This is a genomic window from Bacillus sp. FDAARGOS_1420 (genome assembly GCF_019344915.1).
GTDB classification, from domain to species: Bacteria; Bacillota; Bacilli; order Bacillales; family Bacillaceae_G; genus Bacillus_A; species Bacillus_A mycoides.
The window spans coordinates 156,142-181,618 of sequence record NZ_JAHWJB010000002.1; the positions used below are offsets into that span (position 1 = coordinate 156,142).

Here is a 25,477-nt window from a genome sequence, read left to right on the forward strand (position 1 = left end):
AGGGGTGGTTACTAGCCACAAATAGCGATTTTGATAAAAAAACATTTTGATATATTTATCAAAATGCCTTTTTGTTGCTATGCTAGCATTGCTCTTACATATGTTACGACTTTTTTATAGAAATCAGAGTTTGGGTCAATATGACCAACAACAGTTGCGTTTCTTGCAGCTAAATCTAATGACTTCACATGATCTGTTAATGCTACACCTGAGAGATTCGTATATGGCGTTCCTACTAAAGCGCCGTTCATTGGTATACCTGAAGGAACGGGAACTTCGAAAGCGTAGCCTTTTACTTTTGAAGTTGTGGGAACGATAATACCTAAACTAGAGATTTTATCATCGATAAGCCCGTCTGATATAACGATTGCAGGGCGATATCCCGCTTGTTCATTTCCAGCTTTCGGATACAGATTAAGCCAAACGATACTCCCGCGAACTACATTTCCTGAAATAGCCATTAAATTTCTTCATCTCCTATTGGTTCATAAAGTTCTTCTTCATGACTACGTACACCTGGCTTAGAAGATCCACGCAAGGATAGGAACAATTTTCTTAGACCTTCTTGATCATCGGCTTCAGGATATGATGCAGGGCGTAAAACGATTTCTCCGTTATCTGAAACGTGGAAATCAATTTTAACTCCATCCTTAAACTTAGCCATTTTAACGACTTCCGATGGGATTCGAACAGCGAGGCTATTCCCCCAAGTTCGGATAGTTCCTTTTGCGATAGCTTCAGCAACTACTGTCACATGAATCATCCCTTTGCTATTATTTGTATTACTATGGTTCAATTGTATCACCTCCTGCTAAAAAATGTATATACTTATGTATATACAAAAAACGAAAGAATGATACATGATTTTTGAAAATCATGAAGAGAAAATCAATGTGGTCTTATAATTGTGTGATAAATGTTGAGAAAGTTTTAATAACGGATTATGAGGAGAAATAAATTAGAATTTTCTGTTATCGTTAAGGTAGTGAGTATTTTGATTGTGAATAAGAGGGGGATATGGTTGTCGCTAATACGAAAGAGAAAGTATTAGAATTGCTAAATGAATGGTACATAGAAATCAGATCAAGACGTATTCCAGAAGCGGAACGCTTGAAAAAGGAAATTGACTTTAAAATATCTCAACTAAAGAAGGAGGCAGAAGTAGAGGCGCAGGATTAAAGTCTATTTCTATATCATTCCTTACTAGAGTTTAGATACAATTATTTAATTAATAATTTAGGGGTTTCTGAAGATAGTTTTAATGAAATAGATGCATTTGGGAAGCCTACGGATAATCCTTTAACGTATTATTATTACTTCTTTAAGGGGATTCACGCAAATGAACTTGGTAATTTGCATTTAGCAAAAGAGTATTATGATCAAGCTGAAGAGTATTTGAGATATATTTCCGATCCGTTAGAACAGGCTGAATTTTATTTTAAAATGGCTACATTCCACTATGATATACAGCAAGGATTAAAGGCTTTTGAATATGGAAAAAAAGCGAAAGAAATGTATTCTGAAGAAAGTGGCTACGAAATTAACGTGGCGTTCTGTGAGAATATTTTGGGATTAGCTTGTATTCATTTGAGGGAATGGGGATTAGCTGAAGAATATTTCACAGCAGCATTGGACCAATTCAAAAGGGTTGGAGAAGAAAAGTTTATATTGATGGTGCGCCATAACTTAGGTTGGATGTATTCAAATCAAAACCTATCGCCTTTAGCGATTCGCTATCTTTCTGAAGTAGTAGAAAAGAATCCAAATCATTATAAGGCGATTTTTGCAAAAGCATTAGAACATTATAAATTAGAAGAGGTAGAACTAGCGAATGAACTTATTGAAAATGGTTTAAAAGTTGTAGAGGAAATCAAGCAAGAGGAATTTTATCACCGCTTTATAATTCTAAAAGGATTAAATAATAATTACCCCGCAACGGAATTTGAAAAAATAGTGTTAGAAGGAATTCGCTATTTTGAGAGGGAAGAATTATATGAAAATGTCCAAGAATACTATGAGGCACTTGGGGTGAGATTTTTAGAGGAAGAAAAGCACATGGAATCTAGTAAGTATTTTTACTTGGGTACAAAATTTAGAAAGAAAGCACAAGACAAGGGGGCATTAAAATGAAAAAAGTATTGATCAGTGTGATGGGGATCGTTACAATCTTTTCGTTTTCATTAGGATTAGTAGGACAGAAAGATGTGAAACAGCATAAAAATGTGATTCAAAGTATGTCAGTAGGAGATTATGGTGGTTGATGCCAAATATAAAGAGTGCTATCCGAATTAGGGTGGCGCTCTTTTAATATAAAGGAATTAGGAAAGGAACTCTGTAAATTGGCTTGAAATGTAATCGTTCATTATGGAAAGTATTCATTCAAATAACAAACAGCCCGAGTTCCAATGAGGAACTTGGGCTGTTTGTTATTTCTTTGCCTTTCCTAGCACTATTCTATCGCTATCAAAACAAAAGAACGAGTGACCCCACTTTATGGTTATGTGCAAAACATAAACTAGTAGAAGTTTTGTATTTTCTTATCCTACGCATTCCACCCTGCACAAAAAAATATTTCTCAATATTTAATTGTTGAAAAACATTGAATATTCTCTATAAAGAGAATATTATGTTGCTATCGGCAAAAAAAACGATAATTCGCAGACACTGGGGAGGAAATGCATTGAAAAAGAATAAGAAGTTAAAACCATTATCAGTTTTAGCAACAGCGGCAGTACTAAGTAGTAGTTTTGCTTTTGGAAGTCATGCGGCGTATGCTGATTCGCCATCATCTCTACCAATAGATGAGCATTTAATACCGGAGGAGCGTTTGGCAGAAGCGCTAAAACAACGGGGCGTAATTGATCAATCTGCATCACAAGCTGAGACGTCAAAGGCTGTCGAAAAATATGTTGAGAAAAAGAAAGGGGAAAACCCTGGTAAAGAAATCTTGACAGGAGATAGTCTTACGCAAGAAGCTTCTGATTTTATGAAAAAAGTAAAAGATGCAAAAATGAAGGGAAATGAACAGGCGCAGCAGCCAACAGTAGGGCCAGTAGCTGGACCAGGTGCGGGATTGAATTCTAGTAAATTAAATGGAAAAGTCCCTACTGCACCAGCGAAGCAAGAAGAGTACAACGGTGCTGTTCGAAAAGATAAAGTGCTTGTTTTACTTGTAGAATTTAGCGATTTTAAGCATAACAATATTGATCAAGAGCCAGGATACATGTATTCTAAGGACTTTAATCGTGAACATTATCAAAAAATGTTATTTGGTGATGAACCATTTACGTTATTTGATGGATCGAAGATTAATACATTTAAACAATATTATGAAGAACAATCTGGCGGCAGCTACACAGTTGATGGAACTGTAACGGAATGGCTTACTGTTCCAGGGAAAGCTTCAGATTATGGTGCGGATGCGGGCACTGGTCATGATAACAAAGGTCCTTTAGGGCCGCGCGATCTTGTGAAAGAAGCATTAAAAGCAGCGGTAGCAAAAGGAATTAACTTAGCTGATTATGACCAATATGATCAATACGATCAAAATGGTGATGGAAATAAAAACGAGCCAGATGGCATTATTGATCATTTAATGGTTGTACATGCTGGCGTGGGTCAAGAAGCTGGCGGCGGTAAATTGAAAGATGATGCAATTTGGTCTCATCGTTCAAAACTTGGATCAAAACCATATGCGATTGATGGCACAAAATCTTCTGTTTCGAATTGGGGCGGAAAGATGGCTGCATACGATTATACAATCGAGCCTGAAGATGGAGCGGTTGGTGTGTTTGCGCATGAGTATGGTCATGATTTAGGCTTACCAGATGAGTACGATACGAAGTACTCAGGACAAGGTGAACCTATTGAGTCATGGTCTATTATGAGTGGTGGTAGCTGGGCTGGAAAAATTGCAGGAACAGAGCCAACAAGTTTCTCACCACAAAATAAAGAGTTTTTCCAAAAGAATATGAATGGCAACTGGGCGAATATCGTTGAGGTAGATTATGATAAACTTCGCACGGGAGTCGGTGTTGCAACATATTTAGATCAAAGTGTTACAAAATCAAAACGACCAGGAATCGTTCGTGTTAACTTGCCAGACAAAGATATTAAAAATATCGAAGCGGCATTTGGTAAGAAGTTTTATTACAGCACAAAAGGAAATGACATTCATACAACACTTGAGACACCAGTATTTGACTTAACAAATGCAACGAATGCTAAGTTCGATTATAAGGCATTCTACGAACTTGAAGCGAAGTATGATTTCCTTGACGTATATGCGATTGCAGAAGATGGAACGAAGACACGTATTGATAGAATGGGCGAAAAAGATGTAAAAGACGGCGTGGATACAACTAATGGTAAGTGGGTTGATAAATCATACGATTTAAGCCAATTTAAAGGAAAAAAAGTAAAACTGCAATTTGAGTATGTAACAGATATTGCAGTAGCTTATAAAGGATTTGCGTTAGATAATGCTGCATTAACTGTAGATGGAAAAGTTGTTTTCTCAGATGATGCAGAAGGTCAACCAGCAATGACATTAAAAGGATTTACTGTATCTAACGGATTGGAACAGAAAAAAAATAACTACTATGTAGAGTGGAGAAATTACGCTGGTTCTGACACGGCGTTACAACATGCGCGTGGTCCAGTCTTTAATACAGGAATGGTTGTATGGTATGCGGATCAAAGCTTTACAGATAACTGGGTAGGTGTTCATCCAGGTGAAGGATTCTTAGGAGTAGTAGATTCTCATCCAGAGGCAATCGTAGGTACATTAAACGGACAACCGACTGTGAAGAGCAGTACGCGTTATCAAATCGCCGATGCGGCATTCTCATTTGATCAAACGCCAGCATGGAGAGTAGATTCGCCAACTCGCGGTATCTTTGACTATAAAGGATTACCAGGGGTTGCAAAATTTGATGACTCTAAGCAGTACATCAACAGTGCAATTCCAGATGCAGGACGTAAGTTGCCGAAACTAGGATTGAAGTTTGAAGTAGTAGGTCAAGCTGAAGACAAATCTGCAGGTGCAGTTTGGATTCATCGATAGAATAAGGTGAAACTAAGAGGAGCTGTTCATAAGTTGGTGAAACTGACTTATGGACAGCTCTTTTCTTATTCTAGAAACGTGGCAGTTTAGTTTAGGAACCAGTTCATTGGAAAGGAAGATATAAAATTCATTTTCAATAAAAACGAGAAATGATATCGCGAGATAATTTCCTTTTCCTTCCACATGAGAGATGTAAAACAAAGGGAGAAAGTCAGTAGTGGTCCTGTTATATTCTGCATAGCAGCGATTTATATGTCGAGAAATCAAAATAGATTTATGTAGCATGTCGCTTTAGTTTTAAAAGTAGAAATAAATCAGCAAATTACAATCTAGCATAATTCAAATTAACTGAAATGCATGAGAAAAAATACTTAATACACAAATGTTACCTTCACTTACCCTCCTCATTATTATAAGCTAATAATGGTTCGTACATCATTATAGCGTGATTCTCCGTTACATATTGGTCTTCTATAAACTGTTTCTGTTGATTATATACTTTACGTTGAATAACATTATGTCGTATATAACCACCCCAGTATGCAGATTGGATTGAGTGTTCTTTTTCATATACTTCATATTGATAAAGCTGCGGATGGGCAATTCTCCACTCACCGACTAAATGCTTATCTGTAATATAAAGGTGAAGTTGATACGATTGGTCCGTTTCATTTTTGATTTGTAAATCCAAATAATTATAAGAACAAGTCGCTCCACTTCCAAATGGTTGGGTCCGCTTGGAATCAGGAAAGACATCAAAACTATGACGATATCGCTCTGTTACTGTCAATGGTGTATGTAAGGTCATCCAATATATTAAATTTGAAAGCTGACAAAGCCCTCCTCCAATGCCTGCTTGAAAAGATCCATAGTGTAGTATCATGCCCTCTACATACCCTTTTCTCCTCGTAGGCTTACCTATTAAACGCCAGTAAGAGAATGTTTCTCCCGGTCTAATGACGATACCATTTAGTTGTTTAATAGCAATCTTCAAATTAACAACTTTATTCTGTTGATACCACATATCTACATCTTTGAGCTTACGAAGTAGTATCGTTCGGTGCTGAATCGCTGTATAGGGTAACTTTTCTTGTTGAAATGTTTTTGCATATGTTTTTCCATCTGCTAACCACTGAATGTACCTCTTTGTAGAGTAATACCATGTCCCTAGTAGAATGCGATACTTAGACCGCTGTTTAGGACGTAAGTTCACTAAATTCATTTTATTTCCTCTCTCCATCAATAAATTGTACTTTTTTTAGCTGCATAATAATTAACATAAATAGATAAAAGAAGCAAAAGAACAGGATAATTAATCTAATGGGGACTTTATTTTTTCCATTTTTAAATTGCTTATAGTCATGTGAAACTCTGCCTCAATATGATAAATTCAAATAAACACATTATAAATATAAAGGATAACCTTAAATAAAAAATAATGAAAATTAAATAAATTCTAAAGAAATAATATATTTTTACTAAATATTGATTGATAATAAGTTGTTTTTTGAGACTTTGCTAGGTTCTGTTGCAAAGTTTCTTAGCAAATAAAAAGTTAAGTTAATTACAATGAATCATGTTAAAAGGTATGTTCTCAGGATTATATTGTGATTTTAATGGAGATAGCATTGTTTTTTAGGCTACATTTTAGCGGAATAAAGGCTCAAAAAGCGATATGTATATTTACAATGTTACATTAGTGCTTTCTTTTTATTTATCCCGCTATTTGTGGGCAGTAAAACTCACACCTTAAAATGCGGCTGGAGCAAAGAAGTTAGGTGGGAGCCCTGCTGCCCGTAAACGCCCGATTGGTGCGGGCTAATAATCAGTGGGGGATGAACAAAACCCCCACTGATTAAAGTTTCACTTTATATATTTGCAACATAATATTAGTACGAATTACTATAGTAATATGAGTTTTTGCATATTTAAAAATTTAATATATCCTCCGAAAAGTTTTAATTGTATAATGTTTCTTGTCATAGTTTTTTAGATTTTTCGACAAAAAATAACACAAATAGAGAAAATATTGGGAGAATGCATTATGTACACAAAACTATTAAAATCAATTACGTCATTAACGCTTATTGGTAGCGCTTTATTATATACAAATATTGGTGAGATGAAAGCTGCTGAAGCGGGTACTTTTTCCGATGTACCTACATCGCACTGGTCCTATCCTGCGATTAAAGACTTAGCGAGCAAAAATATTATTTCAGGTTATGGAAATGGGATGTTTGGTTTTGGTGATGTTGCGACGAGGGAGCAAGTTGCAGCTTTAATTTATCGTGTGTTAGTACCAAATAAGCAAGGTGGTACGTTTAGTAATGATGCTGCTCGTTATGTATTACAAGATGGGTCTACTTTAAATAATCCGTATGGAGATATTCGCTCAGGTTCTACAATGTTTGCGGAAGAGGTTTTAACGTTAACGAAATTGGGGATTTTTAAAGGTGATGGAAATGGCGGTTTTAGACCGAAAGATTCTGTTAGCCGCGCAGAAATGGCGCAAATTATTAAAAATGCGTTCCAAGTTTCAGCTAAACAAAAACATACATTTAATGATGTTCCAAATGGATTTTGGGCAGAAAATGCGATTAGTGCCGTGCAGTCAAACGGGATTGCATCTGGTACAGGAGACGGGAAATTTGAACCAGCTAAAACGGTAACGCGTGAACAGTATGCACAGTTTTTATATAATGCATTGAAATATAAAAAGCCTGAGGTTGCGGTGCAAGATACAGGAGATGCGGCATTATTAGCAGCATTCAAAAATGAAGTGCAAACACGTATTAATACGTATGAAACGAATATTACACTTCCATATAAAACGAAAAATAGTAATACAGAAGAAGTGATGAATACACTTTTTAACGCGTATAAAGAAGTCGCAAGTAAAAATGAGTATACAAATTATAATAGGTCGAATGTTTCATATGGACTTTCTGGATCCCCTGGAAATTATACATTTACGTTAAAGATTACATATCGTGAAACGAAAGAACAAACAGAATATGTGATGAAACAAGCGAAAGCGATCGTTTCTTCTATTATTCAAACGGGAATGGATGATCATGAAAAAGTGAAGGCAATTCATGATTATGTTGTAAAACATGTTTCTTACGATACGTCTTATAAAGCGTATACAGCATATGAGGCACTCGCGAATCGTTCTGCCGTTTGCCAAGGTTACACACTATTAACCTATCAATTATTAAAAGAAGCTGGAATTGAGAATCATTTTGTAGTAGGAACTGGAGACGGTCAGCCTCATGCTTGGAACTTGGTGAAAATCGAAAACAAATGGTATCACCTTGATACAACATTCGATGATCCGGTGCCAGATGAACAAGGCCGCGTAACATATTCTTATTTCAACTTATCAGATGAGCAAATTGCGAAGAATCACGTGTGGAACCGAGGGGACTATCCGCAAGCTACAACAAACTATTATAGTACATTAACAAATAAAATTGCGACAGGTGGTACGAAAGCACCTGCATATCAGTAAATATTGAAAGATACAAAGTTAAATTATTTAGGAAATGAATATATCGCAAATAACTATAATGAATTCAAAAATAAAATGCAGCAACGTTATAGCACAAAGTCAGCAAAGATTGAAATTCTTTATAAACAATCAATGGATGGCGCATTGCAAGATGTGAAAAAAGTAATTGGAGAAATCGGTTATCCGCAAGGAGCGAACCGTGTTTCTTATAAAGCTGAGCCGTATAATGCAAAAGAAGGGTATTCTTTGGTGACGATTACGTTTATGTATTAAAAATAACCTAGATCCATTTAAGGGATCTAGGTTATTTTTTTATACCTTAATTTGACATATACAGTCTGACTGTATAAAATGAAACTATACAGTTGAACTATATAGTTTGGCTATATATTTATCGTTACACTGGAGGTCTTTATGAATAGAGATAAAAATTTACCATTAACGGAAACAACGTATTACGTTCTTTTAGCTTTATTAGAGCCAGCACACGGATATTTAATTATGCAAAAGGTGGAGGAACTTAGTAATCATCAAGTGAAAATTGCGGCGGGTACATTGTATGGTGCGGTTGAAAATTTATTAAAGCAACAATTAATAGAATCCGTAAAAAGTGAAGATAAACGAAGAAAAGTGTATGTCATTACTGAGCGGGGGAAAGAAGTATTACATTTAGACTTTATGAGAATGCAGCACATTATTGGGGTTACAAAAAACTTATTAAATGTATAGTTAGGGGGAAGCGAAGATGTGGAGATTGAAATTCTTTTTAGACTTTGAGAAAGAGGAAAAATGGTTAGAAGAGATGGCTTGGAAAGGCTATCAACTAAAAAGTAATGCATTCGGTTATAGATTTAAAATCGCAGAACCGGAAGATACGAAAATTAAAATAGATCATAGAGTATTTAATAGACGAAGTGATTTTATTAATTATTGTACGTTATTTGAAGATAGTGGCTGGAAGCATATAGCCGGTAAATGGTGGTCTGGTACGCAATATTTTAAAAAGGTAGATGAAGAAAGTGAAGATAACATTTTTTCAGATCAAATGTCACGAGCAGGGAAGTACAAGCGTCTATCTAAGACATTTCTAGAATTAGCAATATGTTATTTGCCGCTGTTAATCCTATTTATGTTTAATAAAACAATTGATCTAGGAGCGATTTTAAATCCGAAAGACCTATACTATACACCAGGATTATGGGATATGCACGGCGCAGCATTTTTAGGATCATTCTTATTTGAAACACCATTTGCATTAATGAGGGGCATTTCATGGTTGTTTATCCCAGCTGCGATTGGTATGTTTTTCTTTTTCTCATATAAAGCAAATCGATTGTATGAAGAGAGAAAATACTAGGAGGCCCCCCTTAAAGCTGATGCTTTGAGGGGGATTCTTTTGAATTTGTAAATGGTGTGCTTGGTTAGCTTGATGGACATATGACGCTACTTCCAATTATAGTCATTAGTAAAATGAATCGAGTTTTATGTAAATTGCAAAAAAAATTATGTATGTTTTTGAACATGTATAGTATAGCTCCTTTTTTATGAAATTTAACTTTAATAATAAAACATTATATAAATATTAAACGTTTTGATAAAAAGAATTAGTTGTGATATAGAGTTTTTAGTTGAGTTTTGGTGTTGTCTTTATAATGATATTTAAAAGTAAAAAAAGAGTCTCTTATCTATTATTGATAAGAGACTCTTTTAATCTTATTGATTATTGAAAGCTGTTTGAAGTGAATAAATGTTCCTTTATATATTTATGACAAATGTATAGAAATGTGAAATAAGAAATTGGGATTTAATGATTTTTTCTTATTTTATAGGTTTTTTTCTTATACTTTTATAGTTGTTTATTCATAAATTATAAGGTGTAAGTGGGTGAAATAATAAGGTAGGTGCAAAAGTGAGTAGATTTAAAAAGAGGTTTGATATTCCGTGTGATTGTTTTTTTCCTCCGTTACCTGTACCTGAAATTGGCCCAACAGGCCCAACAGGATCGACAGGGTCAACAGGACCAACGGGCCCAACAGGCCCAACAGGCCCAACAGGCCCAACAGGCCCAACAGGCCCAACAGGCCCAACGGGCCCAACAGGCCCAACAGGCCCAACAGGCCCAACAAGGCCCAACAGGCCCAACAGGCCCAATAGGCCCAACAGGCCCAACAGGCCCAACAGGATCAACGGGACCAACAGGGCCAACAGGATCAACAGGATCAACGGGACCAACAGGACCAACGGGACCAATAGGATCAACGGGACCAACAGGATCAACAGGACCAACGGGACCAACAGGCCCAACAGGATCAACAGGACCAACGGGACCAACAGGCCCAACAGGATTAACAGGACCAACAGGACCAACGGGACCAACAGGATTAACAGGACCAACAGGATCAACGGGACCAACAGGATCAACAGGACCAACAGGATCGTTTGTTTCTAATTTTGGTCAAGTTTATAACAATGTGGATCAAACTGTATTATCAGGACAAGATGTTTTATTTAATTCAAATGGTATTTTACAAGGTATCTTACATGTTGTAGGTACATCTACTATTACTATAAATACAGGTGGTATTTATAATGTTAATTTTGAAATTTTGACAACAACTAATAATCCTAGTGCATCTTTAAGTAGTGCTTATGCAATAACAATTAATGGTGTGGTTCAAAGTGCGTCTGTATATGGATCTTCGGTACAAGGAGGACCTCAAAATGTTGATATGATAGTTCCTGGTATCTCTACTTTAACGATACCAGCTGGAGCAACTGTAACAATTCGTAATGTTGGTAATACAATGGATGTTTTACCTTCGGTTGAAGATGGAAGTAATGTAATAAATGCTTCAATACAATTTACTCAATTAAGTTGAAGTAAATTGTATTTATGTCTAATTGGTTTGCTTTTATTATAATAGAAAAAATAAAATAGTCTCTTATCTATTATTGATAAGAGACTATTTTAATCTTATTCATTATTGAAAGCTGTTTGAAGTGAATAAATGTTCCTTTATATATTTATGACAAATGTATAGAAACGTGAAATAAGAAATTGGGATTTAATGATTTTTTCTTACTTTATAGGTTTTTTTCTTATACTTTTATAGTTGTTTATTCATAAATTATAAGGTGTAAGTGGGTGAAATAATAAGGTAGGTGCAAAAGTGAGTAGATTTAAAAAGAGGTTTGATATTCCATGTGATTGTTTTTTTCCTCCGTTACCTGTACCTGAAATTGGCCCAACAGGCCCAACAGGATCGACAGGCCCAACAGGCCCAACAGGATCGACAGGCCCAACGGGATCAACAGGCCCAACGGGCCCAACAGGCCCAACAGGCCCAACAGGCCCAACAGGCCCAACAGGATCAACGGGCCCAACAGGACCAACGGGACCAACGGGCCCAACAGGCCCAACAGGCCCAACAGGATCAACAGGCCCAACAGGACCAACAGGATCAACAGGCCCAACAGGCCCAACAGGCCCAACGGGACCAACAGGCCCAACAGGATCAACAGGACCAACGGGACCAACAGGATCAACAGGCCCAACAGGATCAACAGGACCAACGGGACCAACAGGACCAACAGCAGAGGCATGTTGTCCATGTACAAATCTTCTTGATAACCCTGGGTTTGATGAACCAGCAATAGCTGGGGATCCAATTCCAGGTTGGAACCAATCTGGGGCTATAGAGGTTGGTCCTCCAAACGTTCATAGTGGTCGTTTTCTTTCAGATGGAACGTTTAGTATTTTAGCTGCATCTATAGAGGCAGCTAAAATATTAATCAGATAGTAGATGTTCACTCAGGTTGTTGTTATACACTTTCTTTTGCTGCAAATGTGAATAAGGGTGCATTTCTTATAGCTTCTGTATCTTTCCCAGAACTTGGTCAGGGATGTCCTCCAGCTTCTACAATTTTGGGTCCATTGAATATTCCACATATTATACCAGCAAATAATCAATCGCCACCAACTCAACCACCACCGCCTCCACCACCATCTTTTTTTCAACAATATACTCTTGTTGTGTGTGTGCCTTCGGATGTAACTGTAGCATGTATTGCTTTTCAAAATATTGCTATTAATACAGGAGAAGAACCGACAGTAGCTTTTGTTGATAATGTTGTATTTCAACCTACTGGTGGACCATGTCCTTCATGTTTTCAAAATTTTTAATAAAGCCATATTTTAAAAATAAAAAAGAGGAGAGGGATTATCAAAATTCTTCTTCCTTTTTTTTATTTATTGGGGGTCTCGCCACATCGCTATCAAGCTAAGGTTTTATTACACCCTCAGAACGAAATTTTTAGGCTTTCTTGTAATGAAAAAGCTTATTTATCGTTTTGGGGGTGACCTGTTTTCTTAGGTTGATGGCAATGTGGTACTATCCCAAATAACAATAAAATCCTTTGAAAATTAATATAGTTTTTTAAAAATAGAGATGATATGATGGATAATCATACCATTTTTTTGCTTCATGTATGATTTTACAGTAGGATAACTCTATATTAAGATGAATTAAATAAGGGGATGTATTAGTAACAGGGGGAGAATAATGAAAAAGTTATTACAAGAAATTATAAATTGGATCAGTATGACCAATGAACAGATTGTTATTGGCATTTCAGGACACGGTGCTGCCGGAAAAACAACGTTCGCCAATAAGCTCATAAACCAATTAAATCAAAATAAAGTGAGTTATATTAATACAGATCCATACATTATTAGTTCAAATGTACGAAAGTATACAAATATCCACTATACATATCAGAATGAAAATCATTATGATAAAATGACAGCTTGTCATCCATCAGCCCATCATTTGTCTGCGTTAGAAAGAGATGTTCAAATGGTAAGAGCGGGTTTAGATTTTTATACAATGGATACACATTATATGAAAAGTGAGTTAATTTCTTCGAAAAATAAGGTGACGATTGTAGAAGGAATGAGTGTCGCATTTATTAATCCAAATTTATTTGATTTGAAAATTTACTTCTATACAGATGGAGAAACAGAATTAATGAGAAGGTCTAGCCGTGATATTATTGAAAGAGGAGCCGATATTAATTACTTAAGGAAGTCTCATGAAGAACGTCGGATTCAGTATGAAGTGTTTATGCATCAGTATAGTCAACGTTTTGATATTATTATCAAAAATTCCAATGAAACAATATGTTTAGAAAAAAATACATTTGAGTTTTATAAAGTTTAAATGCAAATACTTTATTTACTAAAATAGCAAGTTATTGAATAAATTGTTCATATTTTTTCGAGAGGAGGTTAAGCAATGAGAGCACCGTATCAAGTATTGATATTTCCTTATATAAAAACTGATGATTCCATTCAATATGCCATTTTTAATCGAAGTGATTATGGTTATTGGCAAGGAATAGCTGGTGGTGGAGAAGATGGTGAGACTCCTATTGAATCAGCAAAACGAGAAGCGTTTGAAGAGGCTGGTATTACAAGAGAAAGTCCATATATAAAACTGGATTCTGTGTCTTCACTACCAGTAGAGGATGTAGTTGGTGAATTTCTTTGGGGCGAAGATGTTTATGTAATAAAAGAATTTTCTTTTGGAGTTAAAGTTCCTACAAAAAATATTAAATTATCTAAAGAACACTTCAATTATAAATGGCTGTGCTTTGAGGAAGCCGTAACGCTTTTAAAATGGGATAGTAACAAAACGGCTTTGTGGGAATTAAACAAAAGGCTGTTAAAATAATTAAAGTGTTAGTTAAAGCCGATCGTGGAGCGAGAATTAAACAACTTAAAAAAGCTTTGCTACATTACCTATGTAGCAAGGCTTTTTTCTTAGCGTACGAAATCGTGTTTTGTTGGCGGTACCCCGCTAAGAGCATGCAAGATTTTATACAGTTTTTCGGCTAATCCAATAACAAACGAGAACCCTAAAACCGCGCCAGGATAGGAATGTATAAAAAAATGCATAGATCCATAGAACAAAAAAAGGAGATTTACTTGTGAGATTAGGGTTCCTCCTTATTATTGCTACCAATAATGAGACGTTATGTCAACCGATTATGTATACGATATACAAGAAAAACTTCTTTACTACCGCATTATTCAGATGGTAAAATTTAGAAAAAATAGGTGAGGATGAGTTCAGTGGACAATTTATTTTTAATTTAAAACTTTTTATTTTGTCTTAGAAAGGTGTAGATTTTTTTGAATACAAAATTAATCATAGTAGAAGGGCTTCCTGGCTTTGGGAAATCCACCACTGCAAACTTGCTTTACGATATTCTAATTGAAAAAAATATTGACGTTGAGTTATTTCTTGAAGGGAATCCAGACCACCCTGCTGATTATGATGGGGTATCTTGTTTTGATAAAAGTGAATTCGAAAGTTTGTTAGTGAATAGTGGTAATTTTAGGGGAGTAATTAGTGATAGAGTCACGAAGCGAGGAAACAATTATTTATTGCCATATAAAAAAATTAAAAATGAATACGGCTCTAATTTTCCTGAAAGTTTATTAAATACCATTTTCAAAAATGATATATATGAATTACCGCTAGAGAGGAATATTGAATTAATAACTGAAAAATGGAGGGATTTTGTTGAAATAGCCAACAACGAAAATAAAACTTATATTTTTGAATGTTGCTTCATACAAAATCCATTAACAATCGGAATGGTTAAATATGGTGAAAAAAAAGAGGAAGTTATAAGTTATATTAATGCATTAGCGAAAATCATAGAGAAATTAAATCCAGTATTGTTTTATATAGAACAAGATGATTTGGAATTCTCATTCAGAAAGGTATTTAATGAAAGGGCAAAAGAATGGTCTGCTGGATTTATTGAGTATTATACAAATCAAGGGTATGCGAAAATGAAAGGCTATCACGGTTTAGACGGAACAATTAAAGTTTTAGAAGCAAGAAGAGATATTGAAAGAGAAATATTTGATATGTTAAATATAAAAAAGACAAAAATTGATAATTCACAGTATGAAGCTATCAAATATAAGTCAATGATAATTGAAAAATTGAAATTACTTGAATTTCTAGATTAATGTAGTGCTTTAATTGAGCAAGAAACTAAGAATTTTTAACTTCCGCTTTCGATAATTATGTAAATAAGCTGTCCATATGGGCAGCTTATTTTATTTTTTGTTTAGCACGGGGATTTTTTCATGAAGAAAAGACACTCACATGAGTGTCTTTTCCGATAGTTTTTTAGCAGAAGCAGCTAGCTCCAACTATGATTAATAAAATAAATAATACAACTAATAAAGCAAATCCTCCAGCGAAGCCGCCGCCGCAACTACCACAACTACCACCAAAGCCCATAATAGTTCCTCCTTTAGATAAGAGGATAAAACAAGGGGTCACTCATGTATTTTAACGGGTTCACTTTACTTTATGTTTTTAAGCATGAATTGAGCAGGTCCTTTTGAAAATAAAGAAAAGACACCTTATAAGGTGTCTTCCTTCGATTTGAAACATTTTAAGTTTAATAATATATGGTCTCGCCACAGACCTATTAGGCTGGAATTTTATAGTGTTTCTGAACAAAATTTTGTGCTGATTTTGAATCCTTAAGTTGATGGGGATCCTTTTACGTTTTATCATTTTTAAAAAAATCCTTCATTATCTTAGCGTCTTTAATACTCACCGTAACACCTTCAACTTTATCTTTCTTCTCATCTTTAGCAATCGTAATTTGTTCCTTATTATCAACCCACACAAGAAACTCTTCTTTTGAGTCATCTTTATATGTAACGGTTATAGTAGAATGCGCAGATGCCCTCTTTTTTTGATCTAGTGTGATTGTTTTTGGTGTTCCGTTTTGGACTGCTGAAGCGATTGATTGTATCATTTCCTCGTTATCTGTTTGAGATTTGGAACTAGTATTACTTGTTGTTCTAAACATCTCAATGTTGGTAATGTCTGCAGAGTTTAATTGAATGGCATTTTTCGTATTTTCTTGCTTAGTTTTTGGAGTATTATTTGTAGTAGAAGTGCTTGTACAACCTATTAAAGTGAAAGATAGAACACTTAGAGCACATATGTAAGTGATTTTTTTCATTTTATCTCCTCCTCTAATTTAATTATAACAATATTCTGTTAACTTAGGTGGTTATTGTAAGGAAAAGGTAAAATAATATTTCATCCTTACAAAATTGTCACACTCCTGTAAGGTAATTCAATAGATTAGATACTTTTTCCATGTCATAATAAAGACATAAGAAAGCACATTAAAAACTACAACTTATTAGGAGAGTGTCAGTCATGATTGTAACAACAACGTCTGGAATCCAAGGTAAAGAAATTATTGAGTATATTGATATTGTAAATGGTGAAGCTATTATGGGTGCAAATATTGTTCGCGACTTATTCGCTTCCGTTCGTGATGTTGTCGGTGGCCGCGCTGGTTCTTATGAAAGCAAGCTAAAAGAAGCTCGTGATATCGCGATGGATGAAATGAAAGAACTTGCAAAACAAAAAGGTGCGAACGCTATCGTTGGTATTGACGTAGATTATGAAGTTGTTCGTGATGGAATGTTAATGGTTGCTGTAAGTGGTACAGCTGTACGTATATAATTAAATAAAAAACAGGCTCACCCCTTGAAGCGTATGCTTTGAGGGGCTTTTTTTGTTTTCAAGTAGTAGAAGTAAAAAGAATGAGCTTGATCCTTTAGGAAAAAGCTCATTCTTTTTATTTAAGCTATAAGATCTTTTGCTTCTACTTTCTTTTTATTCATGACTAAAGTTAATAGGAATAAAAGGAAGCTTAAAAGTGCCATTATAATAAAAACTTGCGTATAGCTATTAAAATAATCACGAGCGATTCCTGCTAGGACAGGAATGAATCCGCCCATAATGTATCCTCCGGACTGCATCATAGCAGTCCATGCACTCGCATCTTCTGAAGTTTTTGTTTCATATAGCGGTAGCATGAGAGCGAGTGGGAATACGCCGCCGAGCCCGATGCCTAGTAAAATAGAAGGGATCCATGGTGTAGTTAGTGGGTAAATCATAAGCGATAAACCTACGAGTACGAAGCATATACTCCCTAATAACCAAAGTGCTCGGTTTTTATAAATATCCGCTAATGTTGGAATTAAAAAGCTACATATCATTTGAATAACTGTAAATACAGTTATGAGAGTACCAGCTTGTTCGCTACTGACACCCATACTTTGATTTGCGGGCGCAAGCCAAGTTGTAATGGAGTAAAAGATTCCTGATTGTAGTCCGAAAAAGATTGTGAACAACCATGCTTTTTTATTTCTTAAAGGTAAACTATTATGCTTTTTATCTTGTGTACTCGTATTCTTTTTTCGTTTCATAACCGGATACCAAAATATAATAGCGATAATAGTAAGTACACCCCAAAAAGCGAGTGCCATATTCCAATCTTCTTTTAATACATGTTGTAAAGGGATCGTTAACCCTGCACTTAAAGAAGCACCAGTTCCCATACCTACTGAATATATGCCAATCATTAAGCCAATTTTCGTAGGGAATTTTTCTTTAATAAAACCTGATAGTAACGGACCTGCAAGTGCAATTCCGATGCCGATAAATAAAGAGCTCGCGAATAATGTGGAAATGGAAGAGGTAAAAGCCCTCATACATGTAGCAAAGCCAATTAAAATAAGACAAGCCATAATTGCTTTTTCTGCTCCGAATTTTTTAATTACCTTCCCAGTCAGTAAGGCGAATGTCCCCATACAAAAAACAGGAATAGCTGTTAAAAAACTAACGGAAAAATTGCTTATATTTAAGTCTTGTCGGATTGTTTCTAATAAAGGTGAAATAGATGTAATTCCGATACGTAAATTAATGGAAACAAAAAATAGTGCTAGTATATACAAATAAGTTCGTTCTTGATGTTTCAATTTCATTTTCTCCTCTCATAAACATCAGATGTTATTGAGTATATCATCTGATGTTTTAGTGTAATATATAAGGAGCTTATTTCAGCTCCAAATTTTGAACAGCGTATGTTCGAGCCTCTTCGGCATTTTGTTTTAAAATAGCTTGGAATAATTTTTCATGAATGTCAGAGTTATCTTCATAGTTCGCTGTATTTAATATTAATTGGCTTAAAATGTGGCGAAGGGCAGGTACGAAAGATTGATACAAATCAAGTAGAACTTCGTTTTTACTCGCCTTTGCAATTGCTAGATGAAATTGAATATCTGCATCTATGTATGCTACATAATTTCCTTCTTGAAGGGCATTTTTTCTTTTATTCAAATGTCCTTTTAAATATAAAAGATCCTCTTCGCTTCGGCGCTGTGCCGCTAACATCGCTACTTCTTTATCTAACATATTTCTTGCTTCATACACATGATTAATATTAGCTGCTTGCAATCGTTTTTCAAATGAATCTTGTGTTGTATTTAGTGAGACAATACGAGTACCTTGTCCTTGTCGAACTTCTAAGATGCCGGCATGTACTAATATCTTTATGCTTTCTCGCAGCGTCGAACGCCCTACACCTAACTCTTCCATTAATTGCGGCTCTGTAGGGAGGCGATCACCAACTTCATACTCGCCAGAAAAGATTTTTTCTTGTAGACGTTCCAACACTTCATCGACTAATTTCCGTCGAGAAACTTTTGAAAAAGATTTCTTTTCGTTTATATTCATCTGCTCATCTCCTGTTATATTCATTTTTATGATAACCAATTTAAGTTCCGTTGACAATGTTATTTTTTAGGTAGTGGAAGTGGAAGGGGATAACGTTGATGAATAAATGAAAAGCCAGTACATATTTTATATGCCTAATATGTACTGGCCTCGCTTATTCTACAATTGTGTTTGTTTTTGATTATGAAAAATCGTTTCCTGTCTTGCTATAAATTTCATAGGCAAAAAATCCGAATAAATAGCCTATTCCAGCCCCTAAACCAACTGTAAACAGTGAATAACCCGGGAAAAATATGTCGACAATTATACCGATTAAACACCCTAAAAGCATTCCTATAGGTATTAAACTATCTAATAATTGTTGAGCACCTTTTGATTTTTTCTTACCTAATTTGCCTTCGTTATATTTATGTTTCATTCTTTTAATTACATATAATACAATTCCTCCGACTATTACAACAGGCGCAATTACCGTAATTAACCACATGTTAGAATCTCCTTTCGCCTTTTAATAGAATTATACCAGATACTTACAATTCCGTGCTCCTAAATGTATTATCTAATCTATTTAAAAGGCCGATCAAAAAGACTTCTTCAATTGTATTTAATCACTCGTCAAAAACACTTTACCTTTTGTTTTCTCAGCAGACTGAACGACACCAACTGCACTTTTTACATCTGCTAAGTCATACGTAGAATGGACTGTCATGAAACGTAATTGCTTATTTTCCACTAGGCGAATTAAGTGACGAAACGTTTCTTGCCATTTATATGGTGACACTTCTTTATTCCAATGTCGTAAATGAAATATATTCGCGTGCACCTTTGCTTTCGTGACAATCTCTGCCCAGTTTACTTGTATACCTGATAGAAGGCCGATAGTTAAAAAGCGCCCATTTGGACGTAAGGAGAAAGCTAATTCATTTCCATCAGGTCCCCCGATAGAATCAATCGCAGCATCTGCACCAAGCCCGTTTGTTAACTCCATAACTGTTTCATAAAGCGGGACAGTGGAAGTATCAATTACATATTCGGCACCAAGCTGAAGTAATTCTTCTGTATGTTTACTATTTCTTGTCACTGCAATTAATCGGAAGTTTAAAATTTGTGACAATTGAGCAAAAAGATGACCAATAGCGGATCCACAAGCATTTACTAATAAAACGTCATTCTGTTTTAAGTTTAGCGTTTCTGTGCATGTGACCCACGCCGTAAGGGGATTAATATACATTTGTGCCGCTGTAAAATCATCGATTGAATCAGGAATAGGGACTACAAAATCAGCTGATGTTGTAACGAACTCTTGCCAAGTACCTTCTCCGCGTAAAGGTAATACGCGTTTACCGATAAGGTCTCTAGAAACACTCGCACCTACATCTTCTACAATACCAACACCTTCATAACCAGGTATGTTAGGTAAAGGGATTCTATGTGAGTATGCTCCACTTACTGGAATTAAGTCAGATGGATTAATCGGTCTAACTAACATACGAACTAAAACTTCATTATCTTTTAATGGTTCTATATTTTTAAATTCAACTTGTAATACATCTTTTGGGTTACCAAACTTATGAAATTGAATGTATTTTCCGTGCAAGATAGTTGTTCCCCCTTAGTTTGATTGGGTTAATTATAGCATTTTCAGTTTAAATGATTATTTCATTAGCACTAAATAAAAGGGAACAGAAAGTCGTCGTTTATACTTTGAGGAGATTTTGATTGTGCAAATGTTAAAATATACATTAATTATGTAGCATTGTAGAATCGATTTTCTGAACAAGTTATTAGGTATATAGTAATATAAAAAAAGACGCCCTTGTGAGCGTCTTTTTCCAACTTGAGATAGATGTACCATTATTGTTCTGCTAGGGTACATAATTCTCGTTTGAAGTTTTCTCAATTTCTCACACAAATGATCTGTGTATCAATTTGTTTTTGATGTACAGATCATTTATGTGAGAATTCTTGTAGATAATTGCTGAATAATAATCTTACATAAACATCAATATATTTTAATATACAATATTTAATATTTATATTTGGTAATGAGGATGAAGAGGAATCAGTGACTTATCCCGCTATTTGTGGGAGTCGGGCTGTATGTAAAAGCCTTCACTTTATCAAAATGTAAGTTGCATCTTGTATAATGTAATAGTGGAGGTCAGATATGAAAAAAATAAGTTTAAATATAGATTTGGATACAAATGTATTGGAAGTGGTATTTATTCCAAGAAGGTTTATTATTTTATGGGTTACACTCGTATATCTAGCTTCAATGCTTTTAGAATTTCGTAATAATATTTTCTCTATGGATAGTTTTTTCTTTACAATAGTCATTGTTATTCATACTATTTTTCATTGGTATGCGAGTTCATTAAAGAATAGGCAATTGTTGTACTTCTTTTTTGTACAACTTTTCATTGTGTTTTTGGCTGCATTTATTGCAACAAATGCTTCGATAGCGATTTTTGTTGGATTAACTCCTATTTTAATCGCCCAAAGTTTATATGTTTATAACAATATATTTAAAGTAATGGCAGTTTTTACTTTTATGTATGCAATATTTTGTGCTGCAATTAGTATCAATTATGGTGTGAATAAATTAGCTATTCTTATCTCTATGTTTCTTTTAGTATTAGCAATTATTATTCCTTTTTCTTACATTAATAAGCAGCAATTTGATGCACGTAATCGTATACAGAGCTATATTCAAGAGTTAGAGTCTGCATATATGAGAGTGGAAGAATTGACATTAGCTAATGAAAGGCAGCGTATGGCAAGAGATTTACATGATACGTTAGCGCAAGGTTTAGCAAGCTTAATTATGCAATTGGAAGCAATAGATGCCCATATGCAAAAGGGGAATACAGGACGCTCTCAAGAGATTATGAAACAAACTATGATAAGAGCGAGACAAACTTTACATGATGCAAGGTTGGTTATTGATGATTTGCGTCATACTACTAATTCATTTAATGGAGCAGTAAAAGAAGAGGTTCAACGTTTTTCTGAAGCTACGTCTATACATGTGAGATTTACTATCCAAAGTCCACCGTATATTTCAAGCGTAGTAAAAGAGCACTGCTTATATGTAATTAGTGAATGTTTAACGAATATCGCAAAACATTCACAGGCAACAGATGTAAATTTAAAAGTTGAATATATCGATAACCTTGAAAAGCTTACTATTGAAGTTGAAGATAATGGAATTGGTTTTGACACTGGATATATCGGTAAGAATCCTGGACATTATGGTTTAATTGGCTTAAATGAGCGTGTTCGATTGATTAAGGGAGAAATACATATATTGAGTGAAAAGATGAAAGGTACGAAAGTGTATATTCAAGTGCCTATAAATAAAGAAGGAGATAGCCATGAAGCATAACGTATTAATTGTAGACGATCATTTCGTTGTGAGAGAGGGTCTGAAATTAATAATAGAAACGAGTGATTCATTTCAAATTATAGGTGAGGCTGCAAACGGAGAAGAAGCTCTTTCTTTCATAGAAAAAAAGAAACCTGATGTCATTTTAATGGATTTAAATATGCCTAAAATGAGTGGCTTAGAAACAATTGAGGCTTTAAATAAAAAACAAAATCATACGCCGATTATTATATTAACTACTTATAACGAAGATGAATTAATGTTAAAGGGAATTGAGTTAGGGGCAAAAGGATATTTGCTAAAAGATACGGATCGTGAGAATTTGTTTCGAACATTGGAAGCGGCTATTCGAGGTGAGATTTTACTACAACCAAATATTATGGAAAAGATAGTGAAGTATAAAAGGAAAGAAGTACATGCTGATAAGGTTGCAAAAAATAACTTAACGGTTAAAGAATTGTTTGTGCTGAAAGCTATTGCGCGCGGATATAAGAATAAAGAAATTGCATTTGATATGGGAATAGCTGAGCGAACGGTAAAAGCATATTTAACAAATATATACAATAAATTAGGTGTTAATTCACGGTCAGAAGCAGTAGCTGTATCTATTGAAAGGAAGTTAATTCATTTTTAAAACATTATATATGCCCAATCGTACATTATAGGCTTGCCCTTTTGTACGATTTTTTTATTTCTTTCTCATGTTATGCTTCAGAAAGTATGAGAGATTTAAGAACAATCTAATTGCATTACAATTATAGACGTTTCTAATGTAGGAAAGGAAGAAGAATAATTAAATGGAAACTTTGCTTTTAATTCCTGTATTAATTTTCTTTATTTGGCTGCAAAGCAAACAAAGAAAATTAAACTGGATAGATATTATAACTTTTCTCATGATGATAGGGATTATTACTTATATGGCGCCGCAACCAATGACTAGGGATTTACAAGCAGAGTTACTGGCAGTTACGCTTATTTCTTTCGCTATTGGTGTTTGGCAAGGTGGGGGAATTACAGTCTGTTATGAGGATGAAATTTTATATATTACAAATGGAAAACAGTATTTCATTTCATGGATTCTCTTAATAATTGGTAACATAATTATTATTAATATATTTGAAGGTGGATTTACATTTAATGGACCGTGGTTTCTTTTGTGTAGTGTTGTCATTACATCTGGGGTGAAAACCAGTATTCTATGTGTTCTGTACAAATTAACAGTGCGAAATTGAATGGAAAATCAAAGCTGTTTTCTTTTATCCCAACATAAAACGTATTGCTGTAAATTCATTCAAAGATTGCAGTTGATAAGAAATGGGGGAGTTAACACAGATGTTTCTACCTATTACTACATTTTATAGGTTTAGTTGGCTGGGGAGTTTTGCTTTCTCTTCAGAAAAGGTTAGCAGGAATAGAGCGTTTTCGAGGACCGAAGAACTAAATGCTAATTTGTATGAAAAGAAATGTATAGATTCAGTTAGTAATATTTATGAGAAAATAACGATAGATTTTGTGAAATATGGTGATAATTATGTATCGGGCCATGCGGAACCTTATGCAACAATTGTCATAACGAGCGGCGATATGCTTGTTGGAAGTGGACGGGTTAATGAGTATGGAGAATTTAAAATATATACGAATAATCATCTGGAAGAGTATTTGATAATAAAGGTTCAGTTGATATTAGGTGGTTTTTATCAAGATAGTATAATAGTAAAGGCAGATTGTTAATTTATAATGATTCCAGTTTTTATTTACTAAATAAAAGTAAAAGGAAGCAACAATTTGTTGCTTCCTACATCTATTAAGCCGAAGCTTTCTTCATTCTCTCAAGTAAACTAGATAAAATATGCGTACGATAAGATTCTAGTTTTTTACCTTCGTAAGTACGAATCCCTAATTTTTTAAGTTCTTTTACATACCAACCTTTGCTTCCGAAATACATGAAATCGCTCCCCTTCAACTTTGTTTTTAGTAGTTCTGATTGTACTTGGAGGTACAGGTAATATAATGAAGGAAATGAATTTCGCGCGAAAATGGTTAACTTTGTTGCAAAAGACATATATACTAAGGATAGTATATAACGAGGTGGGCAAGACGTGATTATAGAGAAGCACGAAATTCAAATTGACCAAATTACGAGCGGTAAAGTGAATATCTTTACTTTCTATAGAAATAGAAAGCAAGTTGATGATCATTTTTTACGATTGCAAGAACCATCGCTTACAGCAAACTACTTCTTCCATTTTCATTTTGATGCAGAGAGCTTGCATCTTCTGCAGGAAGAGTTTCCAGGCGTATATCCGTACGACCGTAGTGACACGATTCACGACTGGACGGAAAAGATGAAAGCGGAATTGCAACATCAGATCCAAACAGGAAAATGGAATAAGCGCGTACGTATCGGTAATCGCATTCTAGATGTGGTGTTTACGTGGTGTGACGAAGATATAGTAGAGTGAAAAAGAAGCGGATGACGCTTCTTTTTTTTAGCGCTGGAATAAAACGAGCTTACCTGCAGAAGATGTGCAGCGATGTGTTTTTTCATACAATCCTTTCTCTTGTAAAATAGATTCACCTTTTGCTTTCGCTTCTTTTTCAGTTGCCGCCTCGAATGATTCATCTAATGCTTTTGAACCATCTTTTTCAAAGACTGTTAGAACGTATACTCCCATGAAAATTCCCTCCAATAATAAAAATCAGAATCTTATAACTATTTTGACATAAATCACTAGAATATGCAAAGAAATATATGACATTGCGTGTTACAATAAGGTGAAACTTTAATAAGCAGGGGAGTTTTTTCATCCCCTGCTTATTATTAGTTGAACTAATCGGGGAGCCTTTTTATCTCCGACGATTATTAGTTTTTAGCAATTTTA

General features: G+C 34.8%; 25 protein-coding genes and 4 pseudogenes. 18 read left to right on the forward strand and 11 right to left on the reverse strand.

The features are described 5' to 3' along the window. Nucleotides 1-77 precede the first annotated feature (77 nt). Both I6L50_RS11030 and I6L50_RS11035 read right to left on the reverse strand, forming a co-directional pair. Entirely contained in the window at nucleotides 78-461 is a 384-nt protein-coding gene (locus I6L50_RS11030; RefSeq protein WP_061674075.1) for a type II toxin-antitoxin system PemK/MazF family toxin, read from the reverse strand. Next, nucleotides 461-796 (reverse strand): AbrB/MazE/SpoVT family DNA-binding domain-containing protein, encoded by a 336-nt coding sequence (locus tag I6L50_RS11035; RefSeq protein ID WP_061674074.1) that lies wholly within the window; start codon nucleotides 794-796, stop codon nucleotides 461-463. The genes I6L50_RS11030 and I6L50_RS11035 overlap by 1 nt, the downstream gene beginning before the upstream one ends. A 221-nt stretch (nucleotides 797-1,017) precedes the next feature. Between I6L50_RS11035 and I6L50_RS11040 the strand changes: the two are divergent. From I6L50_RS11040 to I6L50_RS11045, 3 genes and pseudogenes are all read left to right on the forward strand, one after another. Beyond that, nucleotides 1,018-2,130, forward strand: a pseudogene (locus I6L50_RS11040) (response regulator aspartate phosphatase). After that, nucleotides 2,127-2,261 (forward strand): hypothetical protein, encoded by a 135-nt coding sequence (locus tag I6L50_RS34770; RefSeq protein ID WP_257475379.1) that lies wholly within the window; start codon nucleotides 2,127-2,129, stop codon nucleotides 2,259-2,261. Before I6L50_RS11040 ends, I6L50_RS34770 begins: the two are co-directional and overlap by 4 nt. A gap of 419 nt (nucleotides 2,262-2,680) precedes the next feature. Then, entirely contained in the window at nucleotides 2,681-5,065 is a 2,385-nt protein-coding gene (locus tag I6L50_RS11045; RefSeq protein ID WP_219301459.1) for an immune inhibitor A domain-containing protein, read from the forward strand. Between the two features lie 391 nt (nucleotides 5,066-5,456). Here the strand turns inward: I6L50_RS11045 and I6L50_RS11050 are convergent, their stop codons facing one another. After that, entirely contained in the window at nucleotides 5,457-6,287 is an 831-nt protein-coding gene (locus I6L50_RS11050) for a VanW family protein (RefSeq protein WP_044741177.1), read from the reverse strand. 822 nt (nucleotides 6,288-7,109) lie between these two features. Here I6L50_RS11050 and I6L50_RS11055 point away from each other — a divergent pair. The 9 genes and pseudogenes from I6L50_RS11055 to I6L50_RS11090 all read left to right on the forward strand — a co-directional run bounded on the left by I6L50_RS11055 (nucleotide 7,110) and on the right by I6L50_RS11090 (nucleotide 15,621). Continuing rightward, nucleotides 7,110-8,849: pseudogene (locus tag I6L50_RS11055) on the forward strand (S-layer homology domain-containing protein). 141 nt (nucleotides 8,850-8,990) lie between these two features. Beyond that, entirely contained in the window at nucleotides 8,991-9,305 is a 315-nt protein-coding gene (locus tag I6L50_RS11060; protein WP_219301461.1) for a PadR family transcriptional regulator, read from the forward strand. A gap of 16 nt (nucleotides 9,306-9,321) precedes the next feature. Continuing rightward, on the forward strand, nucleotides 9,322-9,933 hold the full coding sequence (locus I6L50_RS11065) for a DUF2812 domain-containing protein (protein WP_219301463.1): 612 nt from the start codon (nucleotides 9,322-9,324) through the stop codon (nucleotides 9,931-9,933). Nucleotides 9,934-10,485: 552 nt separating this feature from the next. Next, nucleotides 10,486-10,804 (forward strand): annotated as a pseudogene (locus tag I6L50_RS36000) (collagen-like protein); the annotation flags it as partial. 21 nt (nucleotides 10,805-10,825) lie between these two features. Beyond that, on the forward strand, nucleotides 10,826-11,455 hold the full coding sequence (locus I6L50_RS35835) for a collagen-like protein (RefSeq protein WP_374108421.1): 630 nt from the start codon (nucleotides 10,826-10,828) through the stop codon (nucleotides 11,453-11,455). A gap of 534 nt (nucleotides 11,456-11,989) precedes the next feature. Continuing rightward, a pseudogene (locus tag I6L50_RS35840) lies at nucleotides 11,990-12,759 on the forward strand (collagen-like protein); the annotation flags it as partial. Between the two features lie 379 nt (nucleotides 12,760-13,138). Continuing rightward, the gene (locus I6L50_RS11080) at nucleotides 13,139-13,795 is read left to right on the forward strand and encodes a uridine kinase family protein (RefSeq protein ID WP_219301465.1); all 657 of its coding nucleotides are present in this window, start codon (nucleotides 13,139-13,141) and stop codon (nucleotides 13,793-13,795) included. A gap of 75 nt (nucleotides 13,796-13,870) precedes the next feature. Beyond that, complete coding sequence (locus tag I6L50_RS11085) at nucleotides 13,871-14,308, forward strand: NUDIX hydrolase (RefSeq protein ID WP_001202613.1); 438 nt, start codon at nucleotides 13,871-13,873, stop codon at nucleotides 14,306-14,308. A gap of 461 nt (nucleotides 14,309-14,769) precedes the next feature. Next, complete coding sequence (locus I6L50_RS11090; RefSeq protein ID WP_113936632.1) at nucleotides 14,770-15,621, forward strand: P-loop NTPase family protein; 852 nt, start codon at nucleotides 14,770-14,772, stop codon at nucleotides 15,619-15,621. A 163-nt stretch (nucleotides 15,622-15,784) separates the two neighbouring features. Here I6L50_RS11090 and I6L50_RS11095 read toward each other — a convergent pair whose 3' ends face one another. Further along, the gene (locus I6L50_RS11095) at nucleotides 15,785-15,898 is read right to left on the reverse strand and encodes a YjcZ family sporulation protein (RefSeq protein ID WP_113937363.1); all 114 of its coding nucleotides are present in this window, start codon (nucleotides 15,896-15,898) and stop codon (nucleotides 15,785-15,787) included. 268 nt (nucleotides 15,899-16,166) lie between these two features. Continuing rightward, nucleotides 16,167-16,637, reverse strand: a complete 471-nt coding sequence (locus tag I6L50_RS11100; protein ID WP_219301467.1) for a hypothetical protein — start codon at nucleotides 16,635-16,637, stop codon at nucleotides 16,167-16,169. A 203-nt stretch (nucleotides 16,638-16,840) separates the two neighbouring features. Between I6L50_RS11100 and I6L50_RS11105 the strand changes: the two genes are divergently transcribed. Beyond that, nucleotides 16,841-17,152, forward strand: a complete 312-nt coding sequence (locus I6L50_RS11105; protein WP_000637510.1) for a YbjQ family protein — start codon at nucleotides 16,841-16,843, stop codon at nucleotides 17,150-17,152. 119 nt (nucleotides 17,153-17,271) lie between these two features. On the opposite strand, the gene I6L50_RS11110 is transcribed toward I6L50_RS11105, so the two are convergent. The 4 genes from I6L50_RS11110 to I6L50_RS11125 all read right to left on the reverse strand — a co-directional run bounded on the left by I6L50_RS11110 (nucleotide 17,272) and on the right by I6L50_RS11125 (nucleotide 20,807). Continuing rightward, nucleotides 17,272-18,459 (reverse strand): MFS transporter, encoded by a 1,188-nt coding sequence (locus I6L50_RS11110; RefSeq protein ID WP_219301469.1) that lies wholly within the window; start codon nucleotides 18,457-18,459, stop codon nucleotides 17,272-17,274. A 70-nt stretch (nucleotides 18,460-18,529) separates the two neighbouring features. Next, the gene (locus I6L50_RS11115; RefSeq protein WP_219301471.1) at nucleotides 18,530-19,210 is read right to left on the reverse strand and encodes a FadR/GntR family transcriptional regulator; all 681 of its coding nucleotides are present in this window, start codon (nucleotides 19,208-19,210) and stop codon (nucleotides 18,530-18,532) included. A 181-nt stretch (nucleotides 19,211-19,391) separates the two neighbouring features. Then, nucleotides 19,392-19,697, reverse strand: a complete 306-nt coding sequence (locus tag I6L50_RS11120; protein ID WP_219301473.1) for a hypothetical protein — start codon at nucleotides 19,695-19,697, stop codon at nucleotides 19,392-19,394. A 117-nt stretch (nucleotides 19,698-19,814) separates the two neighbouring features. Further along, nucleotides 19,815-20,807, reverse strand: coding sequence for a zinc-dependent alcohol dehydrogenase family protein (locus I6L50_RS11125; protein WP_219301475.1), 993 nt, complete (start codon nucleotides 20,805-20,807; stop codon nucleotides 19,815-19,817). Between the two features lie 570 nt (nucleotides 20,808-21,377). Here I6L50_RS11125 and I6L50_RS11130 point away from each other — a divergent pair. From I6L50_RS11130 to I6L50_RS11145, 4 genes are all read left to right on the forward strand, one after another. Next, nucleotides 21,378-22,595, forward strand: coding sequence for a sensor histidine kinase (locus I6L50_RS11130; RefSeq protein ID WP_219301477.1), 1,218 nt, complete (start codon nucleotides 21,378-21,380; stop codon nucleotides 22,593-22,595). Then, nucleotides 22,585-23,229, forward strand: coding sequence for a response regulator (locus tag I6L50_RS11135; protein ID WP_113936625.1), 645 nt, complete (start codon nucleotides 22,585-22,587; stop codon nucleotides 23,227-23,229). Before I6L50_RS11130 ends, I6L50_RS11135 begins: the two co-directional genes overlap by 11 nt. 163 nt (nucleotides 23,230-23,392) lie before the next feature. After that, complete coding sequence (locus tag I6L50_RS11140) at nucleotides 23,393-23,827, forward strand: hypothetical protein (RefSeq protein WP_113936624.1); 435 nt, start codon at nucleotides 23,393-23,395, stop codon at nucleotides 23,825-23,827. 100 nt (nucleotides 23,828-23,927) lie between these two features. Continuing rightward, entirely contained in the window at nucleotides 23,928-24,326 is a 399-nt protein-coding gene (locus I6L50_RS11145; protein ID WP_219301479.1) for an Ig-like domain-containing protein, read from the forward strand. Nucleotides 24,327-24,399: 73 nt separating this feature from the next. Here the strand turns inward: I6L50_RS11145 and I6L50_RS11150 are convergent, their stop codons facing one another. Beyond that, on the reverse strand, nucleotides 24,400-24,540 hold the full coding sequence (locus tag I6L50_RS11150) for a YflJ family protein (RefSeq protein WP_000273535.1): 141 nt from the start codon (nucleotides 24,538-24,540) through the stop codon (nucleotides 24,400-24,402). Nucleotides 24,541-24,694: 154 nt separating this feature from the next. Here I6L50_RS11150 and I6L50_RS11155 point away from each other — a divergent pair, with 154 nt between their 5' ends. Beyond that, the gene (locus tag I6L50_RS11155; RefSeq protein WP_002064091.1) at nucleotides 24,695-25,057 is read left to right on the forward strand and encodes a hypothetical protein; all 363 of its coding nucleotides are present in this window, start codon (nucleotides 24,695-24,697) and stop codon (nucleotides 25,055-25,057) included. 27 nt (nucleotides 25,058-25,084) lie between these two features. On the opposite strand, the gene I6L50_RS11160 is transcribed toward I6L50_RS11155, so the two are convergent. After that, a complete protein-coding gene (locus I6L50_RS11160) occupies nucleotides 25,085-25,270 on the reverse strand; it encodes a YhzD family protein (RefSeq protein ID WP_000539551.1) in 186 nt (61 codons plus the stop codon). Between the last annotated feature and the right edge of the window lie 207 nt (nucleotides 25,271-25,477).